Origin of the sequence: Phenylobacterium sp. CCH9-H3 (assembly GCF_001557235.1) — a bacterium.
In the GTDB taxonomy this organism is placed as follows: Bacteria; Pseudomonadota; Alphaproteobacteria; order Caulobacterales; family Caulobacteraceae; genus Phenylobacterium.
On sequence record NZ_LSJI01000262.1, the window covers coordinates 1 to 20,062 of the forward strand.

Sequence of the window (20,062 nt, forward strand, 5' to 3'; positions counted from 1 at the left end):
GACCCGCCCCGCCTCCACATCAAGGGTCTGCACGACCCCGACCCCCACTACATCGCTCATCTTGAAGGGGGCCTGTGGCGGGGGCGGCGGACTGCGCACATGCGTCGACGGACGGCTCGGCGCCCGGGAGACCGGCGGTGGGCGCCCCTGGCCGGGGCGACCATTTGTGCCGCGGCCGTATTGGGCGAGGGCCGGAGTCGCCGCCATGAGCGCCACCAGCAGGAGGGGGGCGACCGAGTGCCGAGTGGGCGCCGCGATCGACGGGATCGGGAGGCGGATCATGACGTCGCCGCAGGCCGCCGGATGAGCGGCTCTAGGTTCTGCTGGACCGTGCGGGCGTCGAAGGCGCGCGGATCGCCGGCTGGCTTCACGCCCCGCCGCAGCAGGATTTCCGCCGTGGCCGTGAACCGCTCGACGGTGCGGACATCGAGCCCACTGGCCCACCCCGGATAGAGGCCCCCGCCGGGACCGAAGCCGTGCAACCCCGCATGTCCGAGTCCGTGGCGGCCGCCGTGCCCCAGTCCGTGGCCGAACCCGTGGCCCCAGCCCCCGAAGGCCGAAACGCCCCCGTAGGCGCTGACGGCGGAGGCGTAGGCCTTGCGGTCTGTGGCCCGGTCGGCGAGCTCGAACCAGTCATACCCGCGCGCGAGGGTGAGCTCTGCGGCCCGATAGAGCAGTCCCACCTCCACGGTCTCGCGGGAGGTAAGGGTGTTGCCGGCAAAGGAGACGCGGAGACGGTCGGGCTCCACCTGGGTGTCCGTGTAGCCGCCGCTCACCGGCCCACGGCTGACCTGCGGCTGATAGGGGGTGACCGTGGCGCAGCTCGCGAGCAGCGCGGCGCCGGCCACAAGCGAGAGAAGTCGAAGAGGGTGTGTCATGTTGCGTCTCCGCGCTGGCGCGGAGCTCCTGTGGAGGGGGACTGAGGACGGGCGGGTGTCAGTCGAAGACATCGAAGATGCTCCGACGGCGGCCATGCTTGCCGTAGCCGCCGCCATGACCGCCGCCGTGGCTGTCGCGGCCCCGGTCGTGATCGCCATGGCCGCCACGGCGCGAGTCATACCGCTCCGGCGGGGGCTGTCGCGCCACCGGCGCCACGTCGGCCTCGGCGCGGGCGTCGGCTAGGAGCTTCTCAAGCTCGCCGCGATCCAGCCAGACGCCCCGGCAGGTGGGGCACATGTCGAACTGAACGCCATCGCGGGCGATGACCTCCATCGCGGCGTTGTCGTTGGGACACATCATCAAGGGCATGGAGCCTCCAGGCGCCGAGGCGCGTTGCACGGGTTGGGGGACGTCACCGCGGGGTCTCCGCAGCGTCGGCGGGGTCGCGCTGGGCGAACTTTTTGATGGGCTTGAGGCCACGCATGGTGAGGAAGGCGGCGAAAGCCAGGATGGCGGCGATGTCGAACAGGCCATAGCCCACCGCCGCGCCGATCGCGCCCGTCACCCATAGGCCCGCCGCCGTGGCGGTGCCGTCCGCATGGCCGCGGTACTTCAGGATCGCTCCGCCACCGATGAAGCCGACGCCGGTGATCAGGCCCTCCATGACCCGGCCTTGGGCCTCGCTCTCGCGCCCCAGCACGCTGACCGCCACGATCACGAAGCCGCAGGCCGCCATGGCCACCAGCGGAAAAGTCCGCAGCCCGGCACTGCGTTCGTGACGTTCGTTGTAGAGGCCGATCGGCAGGGCCAGGAGGAAAGCCAGGCCCAGATCGGCCAAGTGGCGCACGACCGCGCCCGGATCGGCGAGGCCCCAGGCGGAGAGCCAATCAACCATGGGCGGACCGCCGGTCAGACCTTTTCGGGGGCGGTTTCACTTGGACTGCAGCAGGCGCATGGTGCTCTGCTCCATCGCGTGGGAGGTGTCGATGACGTTGAGGTTGGCCTCGTAGGCGCGCTGCGCCGCCTTGAAGTCGAGGGACTCGACTAGGGTCTCGACATTCGAGAGTGTCACGTAGCCGCTCGGATCTGCGGCCGGATGGCCCGGGCTGTACTCCTTCTTGAACGCCGTCGGATCGGGTTCGGTCCGGACCAGCTGGACGCTCATGGACCCATCCTCCAGCTTGAGCGGCGCGAAGATCGGCATCTGGCGTCGGTAGGGGTCGCCGCCCGGGGTGGGAGCGGTGGTCTGAGAGTTCGCGATATTCTCCGCGATGATCCGCATCCGCGCCTGTTGGGCGCGGAGCGCCATCGCCGCGATCGCCATCGGACCGCCTTCACCAACCTTGGTCATGAGCAACTCCTGGGGTGTCGTCCTCTCGGACTCGGCTCAAATGGGAGGTTGGGGGCGCCGCCGGTAATGACGCGCCACCGTCGGGTGATCGGCGGGGCGCATTCGGGACGGGGACCGGCCCGCCCGCCGCCGGCGCGGCCAGGGGCGGTCGGCTCGAGCAGCAGGGTGGCCTCTTGGGGCGCCGATGCGCCGAGGTCGGGGGCGCCCCAGGCCAGACCAAGCGCGAGCGCCGCGACGCTCGCCGACATCCGTAGGCGCTGCCTGAGCGGTCCGCGGCACGGGTATGGCGGGCGCTCCTGCGCTGGACTGCGGCGAAAGGGCCGCCCTTAAGCGAGGCCCCGGCGCCCCTTTCGCCGCGCCGGCCCCGCCGGCAAAGCCCTCTCGAGGCGGGCTGCTTGCAGTTGACTCCTCCTCCGCGGGCCGGGGTCACCCCTTGCGAAAGAAGGCCTAATGGTGTGCGCCGGCATGGGCGGCTTTCGCCGTCATGCCGGCGCGTCCGGTCGCCTCCGTGATGGGTGGGGGGCGACGACCGGAACCGACATTCGAGGTGGGCCCCTCGAACGGAAGGAGGACGGGGAAAAGGGTAACGCCGGCGTGGCGTCGGGAGTGACACGCCGGCGCACCCAGCCAGGCCTGGCGAATAGGCAACGACCTGGTTGGACTGCGCTGCGCCGCCCGGTGGAGTTCGGTAGCGGAGAATGGTGCGATGCACGACGCAGCGCCGGACACCCAGGGGTGGGCGGCACGAGAAGCGACCGCGCAACACGGCCTGCGGCGACTGTCGGGGCACAGCTTTGACATCCCTCTGCGAACAAGACCAAGGCGACGCCCGAAGGGGCGCTCAGGCTTGGCTCAGGCGCGAGGGGGACGCTCCAGGCGGTCAGGCTCGACCGGCGGCGGCGGCAGGGCGAATTCTGAGCGCCAACGCAAGGGCTGACGCGCCACCGTCTCGGCGACCTGGATGTCGGCCGGCATCGGGGCCATGTGGCCCGCGCAGCCGCCGCAGGTCCGGGCGGGCGCCGTGATCGGAGCCCCGACATCGTCCGGTCCGCCGACGGGCGGAGCTTGGACCGAGGTTTGCAGACCCGCCCCCTGCGTCTGTTCGACACCGACGTCCGCCGCCGACGGGCCGGCATGCGCCAGCGGGCCACAGGAGAGGCAGGTGCCCAGCAGGCAGAGCGCGAAGACCGGTGTGAGCAGAAGCCGCAGCCACCCGTTCGCCGTCGGGCGCGACGACCGGCGCGTCCGCCAATGCGGAGCTCCTCGCGTCGTGACCGAAGCTTCGAACATGGTGGGGATAGTGCCTGCATTCTCGCGCTTCGGGAAGCACGATCGCGTCGCCAACCCGCGCAGCGGGGCGGGCCGAAGCCCCCGATCGCCACGTTGGCGAGCGGCCGTTGGATCTCCGGCCCGAAGTAGCCCGCCGATCAGGACTCCGGCCGCGCCTGCGCCGCCGGGACGTTGGCGACGACGCCCCCTTCGTTGCCCGGCTGGCCCGACGGGATCAGGTCGTAGAACCCCGACAGCCGCAGGCGGACCACCACCGGCTTGTCGCTGGAGTTGGAGAACTGCCAGCCCTGGATGCCGTCGAAGGGCGCGGTCAGCGCGCCCTGTTGCTTCAACCCGAACGCCTGCCGGTAGGTCGCCACCGACATGGCCTCGCCGGGCTTGGGCGTGGTGTGGCCGTGCTGGTCGAAGTGGAAGTCGCGCGGTTCGCTCGTCCCGACCACCTCCCAGGCATAGATCAGGGTGGCGTCCTTCTTCATCCTGACCTTGTACTCCAGTTCGGACTTGTCGGCGCCGGCCATGAAGTCGCCCAGCGGGATCTCGATCACGTCGCTACGGAAGGCCACGTCGTATTCCCGCGCGCGGGCCGCGCCCTGGCTGGTGTCGACCTTCTGATCTTCGGGGGCCCAGAGCCGCGAAAGGCCGGAGAGCTCGCCGACGCCGAGCGGGTCGCGGTTGAACTCGGCCGGCAGCACGGCGCCCAGGACGATCAGCGTCCCGACGATCAGGGACCCGAGCGTGGCCGCGATCAGCTGGCCCTTGGCCATCGGCCGGGTGGATTGCTCGCTCATGTCACCGCTCCGCCGAAGATGAAGCCCGCCAGTTGTTGGCCGGCAAGCATAACGCCCGCCAGCATCAGCAGCACGTTGGCGCCCGCCGCCGTCCGTTCGAACAGGGCCGTGCGCCGCCAGAGCGTCATGGCCAAGAGGATCAGGCTGAGCGCCAGGATCTGACCGATCTCGACGCCGATGTTGAACGACACCAGGTTCACCAGCAGCCCCTCGGGATTGAGGTCCAGCGCCTGCAGCTTGGTGGCCAGGCCGAAGCCGTGGATCAGGCCGAAGCCCAGCACCGCCGCCCGCGTGTCGGGCTGGACGCCGAACAGCGTCCGGAAGCCGCCCAGGTTGTCGAAGGCCTTGTAGGCCACGGACAGCCCGATCACCGCGTCCACGAGGTGCGGATCGACGTGCAGGTCGAAGAACACGCCGGCCAGCAGCGTGATCGAGTGGCCCAGCGAGAACAGGCTGACGTACAGCGCGATCTGCCGGAGCCGGAACAGGAAGAAGATCACGCCGACCAGGAACAGCAGGTGGTCGTAGCCGGTCACCATGTGCTTGGCGCCGAGATAGGCGAAGGGGATCGGGTCGGGCCCGCGCGTGGCGGCGACGAACGCCGCGTCGGTCCCGCCGATGTTGTGCGCCAGCGCCGCCCCGGCCCAGGCCAGGCCGGTCAGGATCATCAGCACGGCGCAACTCGTACGCACGCCGGTTCGCGGGCTCTTCATAGAGCCCTGGCTAGCACGGGGCGCGGCGTGCGCCCGTTTCATTACGGTTACGGTTACGCGATGGCGCATCGATCCTCGTGTCATCCGCGGGGCCAGGCGTGGTGCAGATCGTCGATCACATAGTCATGGGCGTGCGCCTGCCGCGCCCCGGCCAGGTGCGGGTGGTCCGGCGGAAGCTCCGCGTGATCGTGCACAAGGGCCTGCGGGTCGCGTCGCGGCCAGGTCACGAGCGCGGCCAGGACGCCCAGGGCGGCCAGCCCCGCCAGCGCGATCATCGTCCATCCCATACCCGCCCGCGCGCCCAGCTGGCCCGCGACCAGGTAGGTCACGAGCCAGCAGGCGTGCGAGAGCGCGAACTGCGCGGCGAAGAGGGCGCTGCGGTCCTCAGGGTTCGCTGAGCGGCGCAGCAGCCGGCCGGACGGCGTCAGCACGGCTGAATAGCCGATCCCCAGGACCGCCCAGCCCGCGAGCAGGGCCGCCCAGGGATCGAAAGCGGCGGAGAACGCCTGCGCCGCCATGGCCAGCAGCCCGGTCACTAGCAGCGCGGCCGCGCCGAGCATGACCGGGCGGTCCTCCACCCGGTCCAGCACGCGGGGCAGCATCAGCGCGGCCGCCATCGAGCCGCCGCCAAACGCCGCCAGCGCCAGCGCCACGTCGTCGGCGCCGCGGCCGAGCACGGTGCGGACGTACACCACCGTGTTGACGATCACCATCGCGCCGGCCGCGGCCGCGGCGAGGTTCAGCGCCAGCAGGCCCCGCAGGCGCGGGGTCTTCAGGTAGATGCGGGTCCCGCGGGTGGTGCGGGCATAGATCCCGCCGGTCCGCGGCGCGGGCTTGGGCTGCGGGACCGCGACGGACACCACCAGCGCCGCCGAGGCGAGGAAGCCGACCACCGTCCCGCCGAACAGCCAGTGGAAGCTGATCAGGGTGAGCAGGGCGGCCGCAAGCGTGGGGCTGACGAGGCTCTCCAGGTCGTAGGCCAGCCGCGAGAGCGAGAGCGCGCGGGTGTAGTCCTTCTCGTCGGGCAGGATGTCGGGGATGGCCGCCTGGAAGGTGGGCGTGAAGGCGGCCGAGGCCGACTGCAGCAGAAAGATCAGGACATAGATCTGCCAGATCTCAGTGACGAACGACAGCGCGAGCGCGATGGCCGCACGGACCATGTCCATGGCCACCAGGAAGGCGCGGCGCGGCAGCCGATCGACGAAGACGTTCACGATCGGACCCACGCCGATGTAGGCCACCATCTTGATCGCCAGCGCGCCGCCCAGGACCGCGCCGGCGTCGGCGCCGGCGATGTCATAGGCCAGCAGGCCGAGGGCGACCGTCGCCAGGCCGGTTCCCACCAGGGCGATGACCTGCGCGAGGAAAAGATGCCGGTAGGTCCGGTTGGAGAGAACGCCGAGCATGTCAGCCTCGAGAGTTAGGACGGATCGGTTCCACGGACGGTTCTCATCATCGGAGCCCGCCAGAGCTTGCTGCCTTGAGGCTCATCCGCCACGCCGCTGCCTTCGGCGCGCCTCCGCCTCGAGGTCGCGAAGCAGCGTTTCGACCACGGGCTTGAAGATCCTTCCAAGCAGCGCGGGCCGGAGGATCGTGACCAAGCCGGCGATGCTGACGACATGACGCACATGGGTCACCCCGCCGCGTGCGCTGATCTCGAACACGACCTCCAGGTCGAAGACCCAGGCCATGCCAAAGCGCCAACCTATCCGCCGCAGCGGGTCCCGCGTGGTCTCGCGCCCCGGGAAGCTCCAGGTCCGCTCTGGGCGCCCGGGCGTGCGGACGCGGACGCGATAGGCGAGTTCGCCAGGCTTGGCGCGATCCTCCACAAGGCTCGCCGCCCCGGTCCACTTGGGGAAGCGTGGGTAGTCCGTCAGCGTCCGCCAGACCGCGCCCGCCGGCGCGCGGATGTCGCTCTGGGCTTCGAACGCAAGCATTACCCGTACGCCAAGCCTGCGGGCTCACGGCGCGACCGCCGGTCACACCACACGCTTGATCTCCTTGTAGCTGCCTAAGGTCTCCAGCGTAATGGTCACGGTCTCACCCGTGCGGTTGCGCCAGAACCAGCCGTGGCTCCCGGCGAACGCGGCCACCAGGTCGCCCGACTCGCGTTGCGAGGAGCCCTTTCCATAGCCGTGGTAGTTGACCCCCGGGCGGTCGGCGTGGGTGTCGAAGTTGATCTTGCCGCCGCTGCTCGACCAGACGAACCGCGCCCGCGCACCCTCCTCCATCACCAGCTTGATCTCGGCGGCGGCGTTCGGCTTCAGGGTGATCACGGTCCTGTCCGACCGCGCGCCCATCGCCGGCGTGGCCGGCGCCGCGGCGACGGCGGCAGCGGGAGGCGCCGCGGCCGGAACGGCCGGCGCAGCCGCCGTCGACGCGGCTTCAGCCTGGGCTGCCACCTCCGCCTCTGCGGCCAGCTGGCGCTTGATCCGGCCCATGTCGGTCAGGCCGAGCACAGAGCCGACGCGGGTGGGATCGACCCCATACTCGGCGGGCAGCACGACCGTGACCAGGAGGGCGCCGGCCACGCCGGCCGCCAGGACCGTGGACTTCAGCAGCTGGCCCGTGGTGGGCAGTTCGGACAGACGGGGCTTGTTGGCGTTGTGCATGAAGGATCTCCCGTCAGACGACGAAGAAGCCGACGAGCTGGTAGCCCGTCAGGATGAAGCCGAGGCTCACGAGGACGACGTTGGCGAGGTAGGCGTGCTTCCAGAAGCCGTCCGTCCGTCGCCAGAAGCCCATGATGATGAGGATGGCGCCAAGCGCCAGGAGCTGGCCCAGCTCAACGCCGATGTTGAACCCAATGAGGTTCCAGACGAGGCCGTCGGGAGACAGCTGGAAGTCCTGCAACTTGGTCGCCAGTCCGAAGCCGTGGAACAGGCCGAAGATCAGGGTCGCGGCCTTGGTGTTCGGCTGCACCCCGAACCAGCGCTGGAAGGCCCCAAGGTTGTCGAGCGCCTTGTAGACGACCGACAGGCCGATGATCGCATCGATCAGGTAGCTTGAGACGCTGACGCCCGTGAGCACCCCCAGCAACAGGGTGGTCGAGTGACCCACGGCGAACATGGTCACGTAGATGCCGATGTCCTTCATCCGGTAGAGGAAGAAGATCACCCCGAACAGGAACAGCAAGTGGTCGTAGCCGGTGACCATGTGCTTGGCCCCCAGGTAGACGAACGGCAGGAAGACCACGCCGGTCGTCTCCTGGATGTAGCCCTTGTCGCCCTCGGCGACCCCGTGGGCCAGGGCCTGGGAGAGGGCGCCGTCAATCAGCAGCAGGACCAGCATGAGGAGAAGAAGGATGGCTGATCGCCATCTGAGCAGAATACTCGCTTGAAGCATGGCGCGAACCTCGGTGAAGACGGAGGGGTGGGCGGCCGCTCCCGACAAGCGGCCGCCCGGACGGTGTGAAGGGGGGAAGGTCACACCGCCTTTCGGCCGTTGCGGAAGGGCAGATGGTCGAGCCAGGCGGGTCTCGGCCAGTCGCTCCCGCGCTCGCGGCCATGCACGAGGCTGTAGAGCGCCGGCAGCACGAGCAGGGTCAGCAGCGTCGAGGAGATGATCCCGCCGATCACCACGGTGGCGAGCGGCCGCTGCACCTCCGCGCCGGCGCCGACGTTTACCGCCATGGGGACGAAGCCGAGGCTCGCCACCAGGGCGGTCATCAGCACCGGTCGAAGGCGGGTCAGGGCGCCCTCGCGGATGGCTTCGCCAACCGGCTTTCCTTCCTCGATGAGGCCGCGAATGAAGCTGACCATCACCACGCCGTTCAGCACCGCGACGCCAGACAGGGCGATGAAGCCCACCCCCGCGGAGATCGACATCGGCAATCCGCGAAGCAGCAAGGCCGCCACGCCGCCGGTGAGCGCCAGCGGCACACCGGAGAAGACAATCGCGCTGTCGCGCCAAGACCGGAACAGCGCGAACAGCAAGGCGAAGATGAGCGCCAAAACCGCCGGTACAACCAGTTGCAGCCGCTTGGCCGCGGAGATCAGCTGTTCGAAAGTGCCGCCGTAGGTGACCCAGTAGCCGGCCGGAAGCTGGACCTCGCTTTCGATGCGCTGCCGCACGTCACCGATGAAGGTGCCAAGGTCCCGGCCCCGAACGTTCGAGGTCACGACGATCCGCCGCTTGCCGTTCTCGCGGCTGATCTGGTTGGGGCCCTTCTCGAGGCTGATCGTCGCGATCTCGCTAAGTGGCACGAAGCTGCGCGACTGGCCTTCGGCGGCCGGAAGCGGAACCTGGATGCGCCCGATGGCGTCGGTGTCGGAGCGCAGGTCCTCTGGCAGGCGCACGACGATGTTGAATCGCCGATCACCCTCGAAGACCTGACCGGCGATCGAGCCACCCATCGAGGTGGAGATCACCTGCTGGACGTCATCGATGCTCAGCCCCAGACGGGCGATCGCTTGCCGGTCCGGCTTGATTTGCAGCACGGGCAAGCCCGTCACTTGTTCTGACTGCGCACCAGCTGTGCCAGGCACCGCCGCGACGATGCCCTCGATCTGCGATCCGAGCCGCACCAGCTCCTCGAGATCGTCGCCGAACACCTTGATGGCGACGTCCGCGCGGACCCCGGAGAGTAGTTCGTTGAACCGCATCTGGATGGGCTGAGTGAACTCATACTTGCTACCCGGCACCTGACGGACCGCCTCTTCCAGCTCGCGCACGAGCTGGTCCTTCGGCTTTCTCGGATCCGGCCAATCCTTGCGGTCCTTCAGCAGAATGAAGGTGTCCGCGACCGAGGGCGGAACCGGGTCCGTCGCCACGGCGGACGTGCCGATCTTGGCGACCACGCGCTCGACCTCGGGGAACTTGGCGATCCGCGCCTCCAGGGCGGTCTGCATTTGGATCGCCTGGCTGAGGCTCGTCCCCGGGATGCGCAAGGCATGCATCGCGATGTCGCCTTCGTCGAGGCTCGGCACAAACTCAGAGCCCATACGCGAAGCGCCGAAGGCCGCGAGACCGACCAGCGCGACCGCGGCGACGACCATCACCATCCGCGCGCGCAACGCGAAGTCGAGCGCAGGCTCGTATCCCACTCGCGACCATCGCATGAGTGGGCTGTCCTTCTCCTGCACCTTACCCGTCACGAACATGGCGACCGCAGCGGGGACGAAGGTCAGCGACAGGAGGAGCGCGCCCGTCAGCGCGATCACCACGGTGATCGCCATGGGATGGAACGTCTTTCCCTCAACGCCGGTGAGGGCGAAGATCGGAACGTAGACCAGGGTGATGATCAGAACCCCGAACAGCGAGGGGCGGATCACCTCGCTGGAGGCGGCCGCGGCGAGCACGAATCGCTCATCCCGCGTGAGCAGGCGACCGCGCTCGTGCTGCGCCTCGGCGAACCGGCGCAGGCAGTTCTCGACAATGATCACGGCGCCATCGACGATCAGCCCGAAGTCCAGGGCGCCCAGGCTCATGAGGTTGCCCGAGACCTCAGCCTGCACCATGCCGGTGATGGTCATGAGCATGGTGATCGGGATGACCGCGGCGGTGATCAGCGCCGCCCGAAAGTTCCCGAGCAGCAGGAAGAGGACGACGATGACGAGCAGCGCGCCCTCGACCAGGTTCTTCTCCACCGTACCGATCGCGCGCTCGACCAAGTCTGTGCGGTTGTAGACCGGAGATGCAATGACGCCATCCGGAAGGGCCCGCGACGCTTCGGTCAGGCTCTTGGCCGCCGCCTGCGCGACCACCCGGCTGTTCTCCCCCGCCAGCATTAGGACCGTCGCCAGCACGGTCTCATGGCCGTTCTCGGTCGCGGCGCCCGTCCGGAGTTCCTCGCCCATGCCGACATCGGCGACTTCCGCCACTCGTATCGGCACACCGCCCCGCGTGGCGATGACGATGGCGGACAAGTCCTCCTTCGTTGACGCCTGGCCCGGGACCCGGATCAGATATTGCTCGCCGTAGCGCTCGACATAGCCCGCGCCGACGTTGGCGTTGTTGCGTCCGAGAGCCTCCACAACCTCCGCCATCGTGACGCCGAAAGCGGCAAGGCGCTCGGGGCGCGGCGTGACGTGATACTGCCGCTCAAACCCGCCGATCGTGTTGACCTCGGTGACGCCGGGGGTGTTGCGCAGCTGCGGGCGGATTACCCAGTCCTGCAGGGTCCGCAGATCCTCGGGCGTGTAGGCCGTGCCGTCCGACTTACGGGCCCCAGGCCTCGCCTCGATCGTGTACATGAAGATTTCGCCGAGGCCGGTGGCGATCGGCCCGAGTTCGGGGGAGATCCCCGCGGGCAGTTGACTGAGCGCCGTCTGCAGGCGCTCGTTGACCAGCTGGCGTGCGCGATAGATGTCGGTGCCATCCTCGAACACGACGGTCACCTGCGACAGCCCGTAGCGAGAAACCGACCGTGTGTATTGCAGGCCCGGCACGCCTGCGATGGCCGTCTCCACCGGGAAGGTGATACGCTGCTCCGCCTCGAGGGGAGAGTATCCGGGCGCTTCCGAATTGATCTGGATCTGGACGTTGGTGATGTCGGGGGTCGCGTCGATCGGCAGGCGCTGGAAGCTCCAGACACCGATCACCGACGCGATGAGGGCGAGCGCCAAAACGACCCAGCGATAGCGGATCGAGAGCGCGATGATGCGTTCAAGCATGGCTACGCGCTCCTAGTGGTCGTGGCTCGCGCCGGACTTGTCGATGTCCGCGCGGATGAGGAAGGCGCCGTCGACCACATACTCGGTCCCCGGCTCAAGGCCGCCCAAGACCTCGGTCCATTCAGGGGTGCGGCGGCCGATCTCCAGCATCCGCACCTCGTAGGTGTTCCCGACCTTGGCGTAGACCACCTCGAAGTCGCGGAACGGCTGGATGGCCTTGGTCCGAACCGCCAGCGGCGCGGCGGTGGTTCCCACCGAGATCGTCCCCTTGACGCCCAGGCCCGGTCTCCACGCGCCGCCGCCTCCTGGCGGCAGGTGCGCGTATGCGATGAGGGTCTGGTTTGTCAGGTCGGCCGTGGGCAGAATGGCCTCGATCCGCCCGACGATGCGATGTTCGCCGGCGAGGCTCGCAATCTCGACGGGCTGACCGACCTGCACCCGCTCGGCGTCCCGCGGATAGAGAAAGAACTGCGCGTGCAGCTTTGTCGGATCGGCGACGATGACGATCGGTTCGTTGCCGGTCATGCCGCCGGTCGTGATGTTCTTCTTCACGATCACGCCCCTGATCGGCGCCGTTATGGCATAGGTCTGCAGGCTCTCGCTCGACTCCACCCGCGCCAGCACCTGGCCGCGAACCACGCGTTGTCCAAGCCCAGCGTTGAGGCTCACGATCCGGCCGGGATAACGGGCGATCACCTCGCTCTGCCCCTCCGGCGCGATCTCGACGCGCCCGTTGACTGAGAGCGCCTCGCCGAGCACGGCTGATCCGGCTTTCTCCGTCGTGACGCCGCCGGCGCGGGCCGCGTCGGCGGTGATCGTCGTGCGGCCCTCGTACGAAGCATAGGCCCACTTGTGTGGCTTTCCTTCATACGTGGCGACAACGGTAACGTCGAAGGAATGCGGCTCATGCACGATGGCGGGGCTCGCAAGGTGGTCCGCTTCCGGCGCGAAGGTGAACCGGTCCACCTTCGGCCCTAGCCGGGTGAGCGCCATCGAGGCCTGAACCAGCTTGGGGTCGAGGGGCTTGTCCTTGAGATATGGATAGAGCCGAAAGAGCGGCTCGGGCCCCTCTTCGTAGATCGTCACCTCGAGGGCGAAGTCGCCGTCGCGCAAGAGGCGGCCACGGTGAGGGCCGCGCTCATACTCAGCAGCGGCCGCTTCGGTTTTTTCCCCTTCAGGAGCCTTGGGGGCTCCCTGGCCGCAGGCGGAAAGCGCCGTGACGAGGGCAAGGGCGAGTGTAAGGCGGGCTGGCCGCCGGATGAAGTAGGCGCGCATCAGCGACGCTCCGCGTTGAGGTTGGAAGACGCAAGCGCCGAGTAGCGGCCTGTGAGCCGATCGAGCGCCGCTTGGTCGAGGTGGAATTGCCGCAGGACGGCCACGCGGCGGGCCCGCGCGTCGGCCAGTCCGCGTTCGGCCTCGGCTACGTTGGCGTACTGGAAACCCCCGCGGTTGTAGCCGTCCCGGACCTGCTCCACCGCTTGGATGGCTTTGGGGATGACCTCCGCGCGTAGGCGCTCGGCTTCCAACGCCGAAGAGCCCAGGCGCGCTGTCAATCTGGAGATTTCACGCTCGCGAACGATGCGATCCGCGGTGATGTCGACTTCCGTGGCATTGCGTTCGGCCAGGGCGCGCTCGACGGCCGCCTTGTTCGTATCGTACCGCCGCAAGGGAATCGTGCCCCCGACTACGAACGCCACGTTGCTGCCGTTGCCCAGGTAGCGGACCCCAGCCCGCAAGGTCGGGTCGGTCATCGTGCGTGAGCGCTCGATCCCAACGTTGGCGATTGCGACGTCGCGCTCGGCCTCCAGCAGGGCGAGGTCGACCCGGGCCGCCGCGCCGGCCCCCTTGGGCGGAGTCACCGCGAAAAACCCTTCGAGTTCCAAGGCGAAATCCGACGAACCGCCCCAGAAGCGGGCCAGGACCGCCCGCGCATTTTCAGCGCCCGTCCGCGCCTGGTCCCGCTCGATCTCGGCTTGCGCGGTGATCGCTTCGGCCCGTGACCTCGCGAACAAGGGATCGCGCGCCGCGCGTACGCGCCGGTCGACGTCCCTCTGGGCGCTCTCGGCTGCGATGAAGCGCGCCTCGGCGATGAGCAGTTCCGCTTCCGCGGCGAGGGCTTCGGCGTAGGCGGTTTGGACATCGCGCAGGAGGTCGAGGCGGCGGACCTCGCGCCTGCGCCGAACCACCTCGGCGCTGGCGCGGGCGGCATCCACGCGGGCCTCGCGTTTGCCGCCTCGTTCGAAGGTCTGCTGATAACTCAGCGTCGTTTCGGTGCGATCGAGCAGCGAGTAGGCGCCTGTGCCGGCGAAGTTCTCAAGCTCAACGCCGAGCGAGGGATTCGGCCTCACACCGGCCTGGCGGATGTTCGCCTCAGCCGCACTTTGGCGGGAGTCCCAGGCGGCAAGAGCGGGGTCCGACGCGCTGGCTCTCGCCAGCGCCTCGGACAGGTCGAGTGTAGCCGGCTTTGACGGCAATGATGGGGTCTGCGCCCAGGCGGCCTCGGCGCCCGCTAGGGCGAGGACCAAGCTGGCCACCACGGCCAGCCGCGACCGCGCGCGTACGCGTTTAGGATATGGCATATTGCTCTCATGCGGAAAGGATCAGGCGCGCGGCCTGATCGCCGCGCGAGCTAGGCGTGCAGTGCGGCTAAATCTCTGGGAGGTCGCTCGACACTGTACACAATGGACGACGGCCGTTCGCAATTGAACACCAACTGGATCCTGGCGGCGCGCGCGGCAGGCAAGAACTCTGCTCGGGTGGACATCAGCGGCGCGATCTGGGGACCATCTGGATGATGATGGTGGGTACTCCCAGTCCCATGCGACCCGGCCCCCTCGCTCGCGCCAACATCGGCGGGCTCGTCCACCGCTTCATGTGCGTGATCCTGCGAGCTGGTCACGACCAGGCCATCATGAGCCACGCCGAGCCCATGCTGAACGCCGTTAATGACGGAGGCGACGAACTGCGCCGATACGACAGCGCTCAGCGCTAGAAGGAGCGCAACAAGCGTGTTTCGCACTGAGATTGCGCGCAGGCTCGACACAATTTTCTCCCGACGAATCTTGACTATCCACCTCACAATCAAACCGCAAGGTCCGTCACGACGCAGGGGGCCTTTCTGCAGGAGCCATAGGACTCACCTCAAAAAATAACGCCCGCTCATCGCGCGGCGGCGATCTCGCCCCGCACCAGGTTCTGGAACTGGGCTACGCCGAACTCTTGCAGCGGCTTGCCATTGACGAAGAACGTGGGCGTCTGTGAGACGCCCACCGTCTTCAGATCCTGGATGTCCTGGTTGAGCACCGCGGTAATCCTGGCCCCCAGGCTGGCTTGCCTAGCTTTCTTCAGGTCAAGACCGGCATCGCCGGCTATCGTCCAAGCCCTCTCGAGGTCCATACTGCCGTGTGCGGCCCACTCAGGTTGTCGCTCCAAAAGCGCCTCGAGCACCGGGATGAACCTGTTCTGGAGTCGGGCCGTCTCCAGTATGCGCACCGCCTCGTCCGAGCCCTGATGGAGGGGTGCGTAGCGCAGGACCAAGCGAACATTCCCGGGATACTGCTCCATCGTCTGCTTCACGATGGGGTAGAAGGCGCGGCATGCCTCGCAGGCCGGATCAAAGAATTCGACGATGGTCACCTTCGCGGCGACGGGCCCGATCGACGGCGAGTGTGTTCTCACTAGGGCGTTGTCCGTTGGGACCGCCCTTGGCGGGTTGGGTGCGCCGGCCGCTTCCGCTGCTGAGGCATTTCCGGGTGTTCGCGTTTGCGCCGTGTCAAACGGGGTAAGCGGTGCTGGCGCGCCCCGTCCCTGCACGACCGAGGCGGGGGCGCCCGTACTACGGTTACCGTTGTAGATGTAGGCCGCTGCTGCGAAGCCGAGCAAGGCGAGGCCGGCGATCACGAGAACAATGTTGCGACGTTTCATGGGGACCTGCGGCGAACAAGGAAGAGGAGGACGATAATGGCGGTGAACGCGGCCAGCGAGAGGGCCGGGATCGGAAGCCAGCCAAGAATGACCGTATCCGCGCTGGAGCAGGATGGACCGGCGCCGCACGGCTTGATCTCCTCGGGGATCACGCCGCCAAACAGGAGCACATGGTAGAACGCGGCGAGCCAGCCGATGACGGCCATGGGCAAGGCGTAGCGCCCTACGCAGCAATCCCCGACCAGGCACGCCACCATCAGCACGATGGCCAATGGGAACATGAAAGCACGTTGGAACCAGCAGAGATTGCAAGGGGCTTGCCCCATGATCTCGCCGATGAACAATGCGCCGAGCGTCGCTGCGAGAGCGACCAGCCACGCGAAGATCAGGAACGTCCAGGCGACCGAGTCGGGCGGCCTGATCGGCGCTGCCCCTGCAGGATGGCGCGTGTCGTCCTCTTTTACGGTCAATTCGTCACAACCTCTTGGCCCATGATCGAGCATCATAGTCGAATCTGCGATGCCTACACCCGGTGCAGCCTTGCGTGGCGATATCGGGCCGCTGTGGGGGGAATCTCCGACGTTCGCCCCAGGCTGTTGGAGCAGGATCTCAACGGCCCGTCCGGAGCTCTCCGCGGCTGCGGCGAACCTCAGCGCCGCCTCCCCCGCGTCTACCCGGTAGGAATAGTCGCTGAGACTTGGCCTCTGGCGAAGTCACACGCTAGCCATCGCTCTTGCGAAGGATGGCGAGGGAAGCAGCCGGCCATGACGCCAGCTCTCCGCGAGCCGGGAATGACTTGGTGTCTGCTGGGCCGTGCCGCAACGAAGGGCTCCCTCGGGGCTCGAATCAGAGGCTCCCATGCCGCCGGGCTTCCTCAGGCCTTGGGATTGAGGCGCTTGCCGGCCGGTCGACGGCGAACGAGCGCGTAGGGGATGGCCCCCGCAAAGATCGCGACGGCGAAAGTCAGATAGACCTTCCACTCGTACTGCGCGGCCAGCAGCAGCGAGGACGCAAAGCCCAGCCCAGCCGTCAGCGGGAAACGTCCGATTGAGGGAACGCTGAAAGGGCGCTCCAGGTCAGGCTTGGTATAGCGCAGGATGATAACGGCGGCGTTCACGCTTGCGAACACCAGGGTGACCCCGAGCGACGAGAGGCTGGCGACGAACTTCACCTCGCCAAGGACGGCGAAGATGCACGCCGCGACAAGCATCACGAAGGCGCCGATCCAAGGACTCTTGCTCTTGCCGAGTGTCCGCTGCAGCGCCTTCGGGAGGTCGCCGGCACGGGCCATGCCGAACAGCAGCCGGCTTCCGGAGATCGACGCATTTAGCACGGCGTTCGCGGTGGCAAGCAGGGCGGCGCCGGTGACGATCACAGCGGCCCATCGCCCGAGCTGGCCGGCGGCCGCGACGAGGGGGAAGTCCGACGACGCGATGCTCCGCGCATCCACGAGGGCCAGAACGCCGAAGATCACCACGATATAGACTGCAGTCGTTACGCAGAGGGCGACCATGAAGGCGCGCCAGATGTCGCGGCCTGGATCCTTCGCCTCTTCCGAGAGCGTCGCCATGTGCTCGTAGCCCGAGTAGATGAAGAACACGATCGCGGCGCCTTGCAGGATCCCGCCCCAGTCATCGGGAGCCCCAAGCTTCGACGCCAACTCGGCGCCCTTCAGGCTGAAGGCAAACGCTGCGAACCCGATCAGGCAGAGGACCTGGACCGTCGTCAGCACGGCGCTCACCGAAGAGGCCTTGGTCACGCCTGAGATATTGATCAGCGTGGCGATCGCCATCAGGCCAAGCGCCACCAGGACAGGAGGCATGGCGACAAAGGTCTGCAGGTAGTTGCCGAAGGTCAGCCCGACGGTGGCGAAGGTGGCCGCGCCGTGGACAGCAATGAACAGTCCGACCGCGAAGGCGACGGCCGGCGCCTTTGGCAGGGCCTGGCGCAAGAAGGTGTGCTCCGCCCCGGCGCTCGGCATGGCCGAAGCGAGTTCCGCGTAGGAAAGGCCCGAAAAGGCCGAGATCACCGCGGCGACCAGAAAGCTTATCCAGATCGCTTCGCCGGCGGAGCCTGCCGCCGGGCCGATCACCGAATAGATGCCTGCGCCGATGATCGTGCCGACGCCGTACAAGGACAACCGACCAAACCCGAGCGTCTTCGTCAGTCGGCCGCTCCGGTTCGTCGTCGCAGTCACGGCCACTCTCACGGCGAAGGTTGCGTTTCAAACGCCGACTGGCCGTATTCGATGCTAAGAAGAGCGGCTTGACGCCGGCAGCTCTCCCCAGAGTGCTGGCGAAGTGGGAAGTCTGAACCGTCAAATCGTGACCTATTGCTTAGGAATTCTTCTGCGCGAGGGACTGGTTCTCGCGTCGGACTCAAGATCGAGCGCGGGCGTCGATCAGGTCACCCACGTGCGCAAACTCGGCTTCCTGCCGGTCCGCACAGGTTGCTTCGCGGCGATCATGTCCTCGGGGAATCTGGCGACATCGCAGGCCGTTGTCAGCACGCTGAGGGAAAGGGCCGGGTCCGGGCAAGCTGGTCTCGATCTCATGGCCGCCAAGACCCTGTTCGAGGTGGCTGGCATCGTGGGCGGAATTCTGCGGACGATCGTCGATCGGGACGCGCGCTATGTGGCGCCCTATGGCGAGGCCGCGGCAGGATTCCTGCTCGCCGGCCAGATGGCGGGCGAGGCCCCGCGCCTCTTCCAAATCTATGCCGCAGGGAACTTCATCGAGGCTACCGACCGGGCGCCCTTCCTGCAAATCGGCGAGACGAAGTACGGCAAGCCGATCCTCGTGCGGGCACTGACGAGCGAAACGAGCCTGGACGAGGCGGTCAAACTGGCCTTGCTGTCATTCGATGCGACTTTGCGCAGCAATGTTTCCGTGGGCATGCCCATAGATCTTCTGAGCTACGTGGCCGACAGCTTCAGCGCCGAAGACCTCACGACGATCGAGATGCACAACCCCTATTGGACGAGGCTCAGGGAAGCTTACGGATCGGGGCTTGCGGCCTTGATCGACACGCTACCGGGTCCGAGCGGGAGCTTGACGGCCCCGCCCAAGTCTCTTTCGCCCTAGAAAACGGCCCGGTGGCGACCGTCTGAACGAGTTGTCACGCGCGACGTTACGCCAGCAGAAGGAGAATTCGTCATGCTGAAATCAAGACGCGCGGCGATCGTCCCGATGCTCGCCGCCGGACTGGCAAGCGTCGTCCTGGCCGGCTGCTCGACGTACGGCGCCGGCAGCTACGGGTCGCATGGCCGTTCCTATCCCAGCTACGGGTACAGCACGCCTTACAGCTATGGTCGAGGGTCGCTCTACGCGACGCCTCGCGCCTACGATCGCGGTTACTATCCGGGCTACGGGTCCCGCGGGTATTCCAGGGGCCACAACGGCTTTGGCCACCTGGGCGGGCGGCGGCACTAGGCTGACCAAACCGGCGGCGCGGGCTTCAAGGCATAGAAGGCCCCGCGAACCCGCGTCACCCGCTCAGACCGCGAGAGCGTGAACCGCTCCCCGTCCAATATCGCGGGGATCGGCCGGCTGGAGGCGATCTCCAGGCTCTCCAAGTGCGCGCGCGTGACGGTCTCATCGGTCCGCCAGCCGCGAAACGCGGACATCACCGCCAGACGGATCGCGTCCCCCGCGCCGTCGACATCGATGGCTGCGGCTTCAAGCAGCACCTCCCCATCAGTCTCCGGCGGCGGCAACGGACAGAGCACCACAACCGCTTCGGCCTTCGAGGCGGACTGTCCCTCGAATCGGTATCCGAGTTCGGCCCCCAGCGCCTGCTTGAGGGCCGCGACCCCCTGTTCCCACGCGGCGGGCAGATCGCCATCCCGGATAGCCTCGCGGGCTTCGGCGAAGAGGGATGCGCCGCCGAACACGCCTGCGACGTAAAAGCGGTGGCTCCCCACCTGCCCGCCGTGCACGGCTTGCACGATCGGCGCGGCGAGGGTGTCGGTCAGCGCTTCTCGCCAGGTACGGGCGCCATAGAGCGCCTTGGGGAGCATGTTCATGGTGCCGCCGGGCAGTGGCATGAGCAGCGGCCCTCCGGCCTCGCACCGCTGGGCGGCCGCGCGTATGGTGCCGTCGCCGCCCAGGACGATCAGTACGTCCAACCCACTTTCCGTCGCCTCGTCCAAGGCTCGATCCACCCCCTTGCCGACGACGTCCCAGACTTGCACCGGCTCGACCTTGGCCGTCTCCAGGACGCTTAGGGTGGCGCCGCGGGTGGAGACGTCGCAGCTGCCACTCGAGGTGTTCAGAAGGACGCCGATCCGGAGCGAACGCAAGTCGAGGTCTGACGGCATAATGGCTCGCGATGAGATGGCGCTCCAGGCGGGATTTGACCTGTCAGCGCCTGGGACGGAGAGGACCTCGGTCGCAACGGCCACGGCCGAAGCGGGTTGCCGAATTTGTGCTCCGCCAGTCGTCGAAAAGGCGGCCGGGGAAGCCTCGGCTTCGGCCGTGACCGCCGCCATGGCCCACCGCCGTG

General features: G+C 67.8%; 22 protein-coding genes. 3 read left to right on the forward strand and 19 right to left on the reverse strand.

All coding sequences use genetic code 11. From position 1 onward, the window contains the following. The 15 genes from AX721_RS28470 to AX721_RS23010 form a co-directional block, all read right to left on the reverse strand. Positions 1-282, reverse strand: a 282-nt coding sequence (locus AX721_RS28470; protein WP_231754756.1) for a hypothetical protein, incomplete at its 3' end; no start/stop codon positions are given. Continuing rightward, on the reverse strand, positions 279-878 hold the full coding sequence (locus AX721_RS22945; RefSeq protein WP_068878294.1) for a hypothetical protein: 600 nt from the start codon (positions 876-878) through the stop codon (positions 279-281). The genes AX721_RS28470 and AX721_RS22945, both read right to left, overlap by 4 nt. A 58-nt stretch (positions 879-936) precedes the next feature. After that, the gene (locus AX721_RS22950) at positions 937-1,248 is read right to left on the reverse strand and encodes a zf-TFIIB domain-containing protein (protein ID WP_041374517.1); all 312 of its coding nucleotides are present in this window, start codon (positions 1,246-1,248) and stop codon (positions 937-939) included. A 43-nt stretch (positions 1,249-1,291) separates the two neighbouring features. Then, entirely contained in the window at positions 1,292-1,774 is a 483-nt protein-coding gene (locus AX721_RS22955) for an MgtC/SapB family protein (RefSeq protein ID WP_068878295.1), read from the reverse strand. Positions 1,775-1,810: 36 nt separating this feature from the next. Further along, positions 1,811-2,230 carry a flagellar basal body rod protein FlgC gene (gene flgC / locus AX721_RS22960; protein WP_231733369.1) on the reverse strand — a complete coding sequence of 140 codons (420 nt, stop codon included), beginning with the start codon at positions 2,228-2,230 and terminating at the stop codon, positions 1,811-1,813. A gap of 852 nt (positions 2,231-3,082) precedes the next feature. Continuing rightward, positions 3,083-3,520 (reverse strand): hypothetical protein, encoded by a 438-nt coding sequence (locus AX721_RS22965; RefSeq protein WP_068878296.1) that lies wholly within the window; start codon positions 3,518-3,520, stop codon positions 3,083-3,085. A gap of 137 nt (positions 3,521-3,657) precedes the next feature. Further along, entirely contained in the window at positions 3,658-4,308 is a 651-nt protein-coding gene (locus AX721_RS22970) for a hypothetical protein (RefSeq protein WP_068878297.1), read from the reverse strand. Further along, complete coding sequence (locus AX721_RS22975; protein ID WP_197422688.1) at positions 4,305-4,976, reverse strand: HupE/UreJ family protein; 672 nt, start codon at positions 4,974-4,976, stop codon at positions 4,305-4,307. The genes AX721_RS22970 and AX721_RS22975 overlap by 4 nt, the downstream gene beginning before the upstream one ends. A 125-nt stretch (positions 4,977-5,101) precedes the next feature. Next, positions 5,102-6,427 carry an MFS transporter gene (locus AX721_RS22980; protein WP_068878299.1) on the reverse strand — a complete coding sequence of 442 codons (1,326 nt, stop codon included), beginning with the start codon at positions 6,425-6,427 and terminating at the stop codon, positions 5,102-5,104. Positions 6,428-6,508: 81 nt separating this feature from the next. Continuing rightward, entirely contained in the window at positions 6,509-6,958 is a 450-nt protein-coding gene (locus AX721_RS22985) for an SRPBCC family protein (RefSeq protein WP_068878300.1), read from the reverse strand. A gap of 42 nt (positions 6,959-7,000) precedes the next feature. Next, on the reverse strand, positions 7,001-7,633 hold the full coding sequence (locus tag AX721_RS22990; protein WP_068878301.1) for a transmembrane anchor protein: 633 nt from the start codon (positions 7,631-7,633) through the stop codon (positions 7,001-7,003). 13 nt (positions 7,634-7,646) lie between these two features. Then, complete coding sequence (locus AX721_RS22995) at positions 7,647-8,366, reverse strand: HupE/UreJ family protein (RefSeq protein ID WP_068878302.1); 720 nt, start codon at positions 8,364-8,366, stop codon at positions 7,647-7,649. A gap of 80 nt (positions 8,367-8,446) precedes the next feature. Then, entirely contained in the window at positions 8,447-11,635 is a 3,189-nt protein-coding gene (locus tag AX721_RS23000; RefSeq protein WP_068878303.1) for an efflux RND transporter permease subunit, read from the reverse strand. Between the two features lie 12 nt (positions 11,636-11,647). Next, entirely contained in the window at positions 11,648-12,910 is a 1,263-nt protein-coding gene (locus AX721_RS23005) for an HlyD family efflux transporter periplasmic adaptor subunit (protein WP_068878304.1), read from the reverse strand. Further along, the gene (locus AX721_RS23010; RefSeq protein WP_082765736.1) at positions 12,910-14,214 is read right to left on the reverse strand and encodes a TolC family protein; all 1,305 of its coding nucleotides are present in this window, start codon (positions 14,212-14,214) and stop codon (positions 12,910-12,912) included. Before AX721_RS23010 ends, AX721_RS23005 begins: the two co-directional genes overlap by 1 nt. Before the next feature lie 239 nt (positions 14,215-14,453). Here AX721_RS23010 and AX721_RS27590 point away from each other — a divergent pair, with 239 nt between their 5' ends. Further along, positions 14,454-14,627, forward strand: a complete 174-nt coding sequence (locus tag AX721_RS27590) for a hypothetical protein (RefSeq protein ID WP_156467345.1) — start codon at positions 14,454-14,456, stop codon at positions 14,625-14,627. 167 nt (positions 14,628-14,794) lie between these two features. Here the strand turns inward: AX721_RS27590 and AX721_RS27040 are convergent, their stop codons facing one another. From AX721_RS27040 to AX721_RS23025, 3 genes are all read right to left on the reverse strand, one after another. Further along, complete coding sequence (locus AX721_RS27040; RefSeq protein ID WP_082765735.1) at positions 14,795-15,559, reverse strand: thioredoxin domain-containing protein; 765 nt, start codon at positions 15,557-15,559, stop codon at positions 14,795-14,797. Beyond that, on the reverse strand, positions 15,556-16,065 hold the full coding sequence (locus AX721_RS23020; protein ID WP_231733413.1) for a disulfide bond formation protein B: 510 nt from the start codon (positions 16,063-16,065) through the stop codon (positions 15,556-15,558). The genes AX721_RS27040 and AX721_RS23020 overlap by 4 nt, the downstream gene beginning before the upstream one ends. Before the next feature lie 368 nt (positions 16,066-16,433). Beyond that, positions 16,434-17,699 carry an APC family permease gene (locus AX721_RS23025; protein ID WP_082765734.1) on the reverse strand — a complete coding sequence of 422 codons (1,266 nt, stop codon included), beginning with the start codon at positions 17,697-17,699 and terminating at the stop codon, positions 16,434-16,436. Between the two features lie 160 nt (positions 17,700-17,859). Between AX721_RS23025 and AX721_RS23030 the strand changes: the two genes are divergently transcribed. Together AX721_RS23030 and AX721_RS23035 are read left to right on the forward strand one after the other, a co-directional pair. After that, the gene (locus AX721_RS23030) at positions 17,860-18,642 is read left to right on the forward strand and encodes a hypothetical protein (RefSeq protein ID WP_197422687.1); all 783 of its coding nucleotides are present in this window, start codon (positions 17,860-17,862) and stop codon (positions 18,640-18,642) included. Positions 18,643-18,714: 72 nt separating this feature from the next. After that, positions 18,715-18,990 carry a hypothetical protein gene (locus AX721_RS23035; protein ID WP_068878309.1) on the forward strand — a complete coding sequence of 92 codons (276 nt, stop codon included), beginning with the start codon at positions 18,715-18,717 and terminating at the stop codon, positions 18,988-18,990. Here AX721_RS23035 and AX721_RS23040 read toward each other — a convergent pair. Further along, positions 18,987-20,062, reverse strand: a 1,076-nt coding sequence (locus tag AX721_RS23040; RefSeq protein ID WP_231754757.1) for a diacylglycerol kinase family protein, incomplete at its 5' end; no start/stop codon positions are given. The genes AX721_RS23035 and AX721_RS23040 overlap by 4 nt on opposite strands.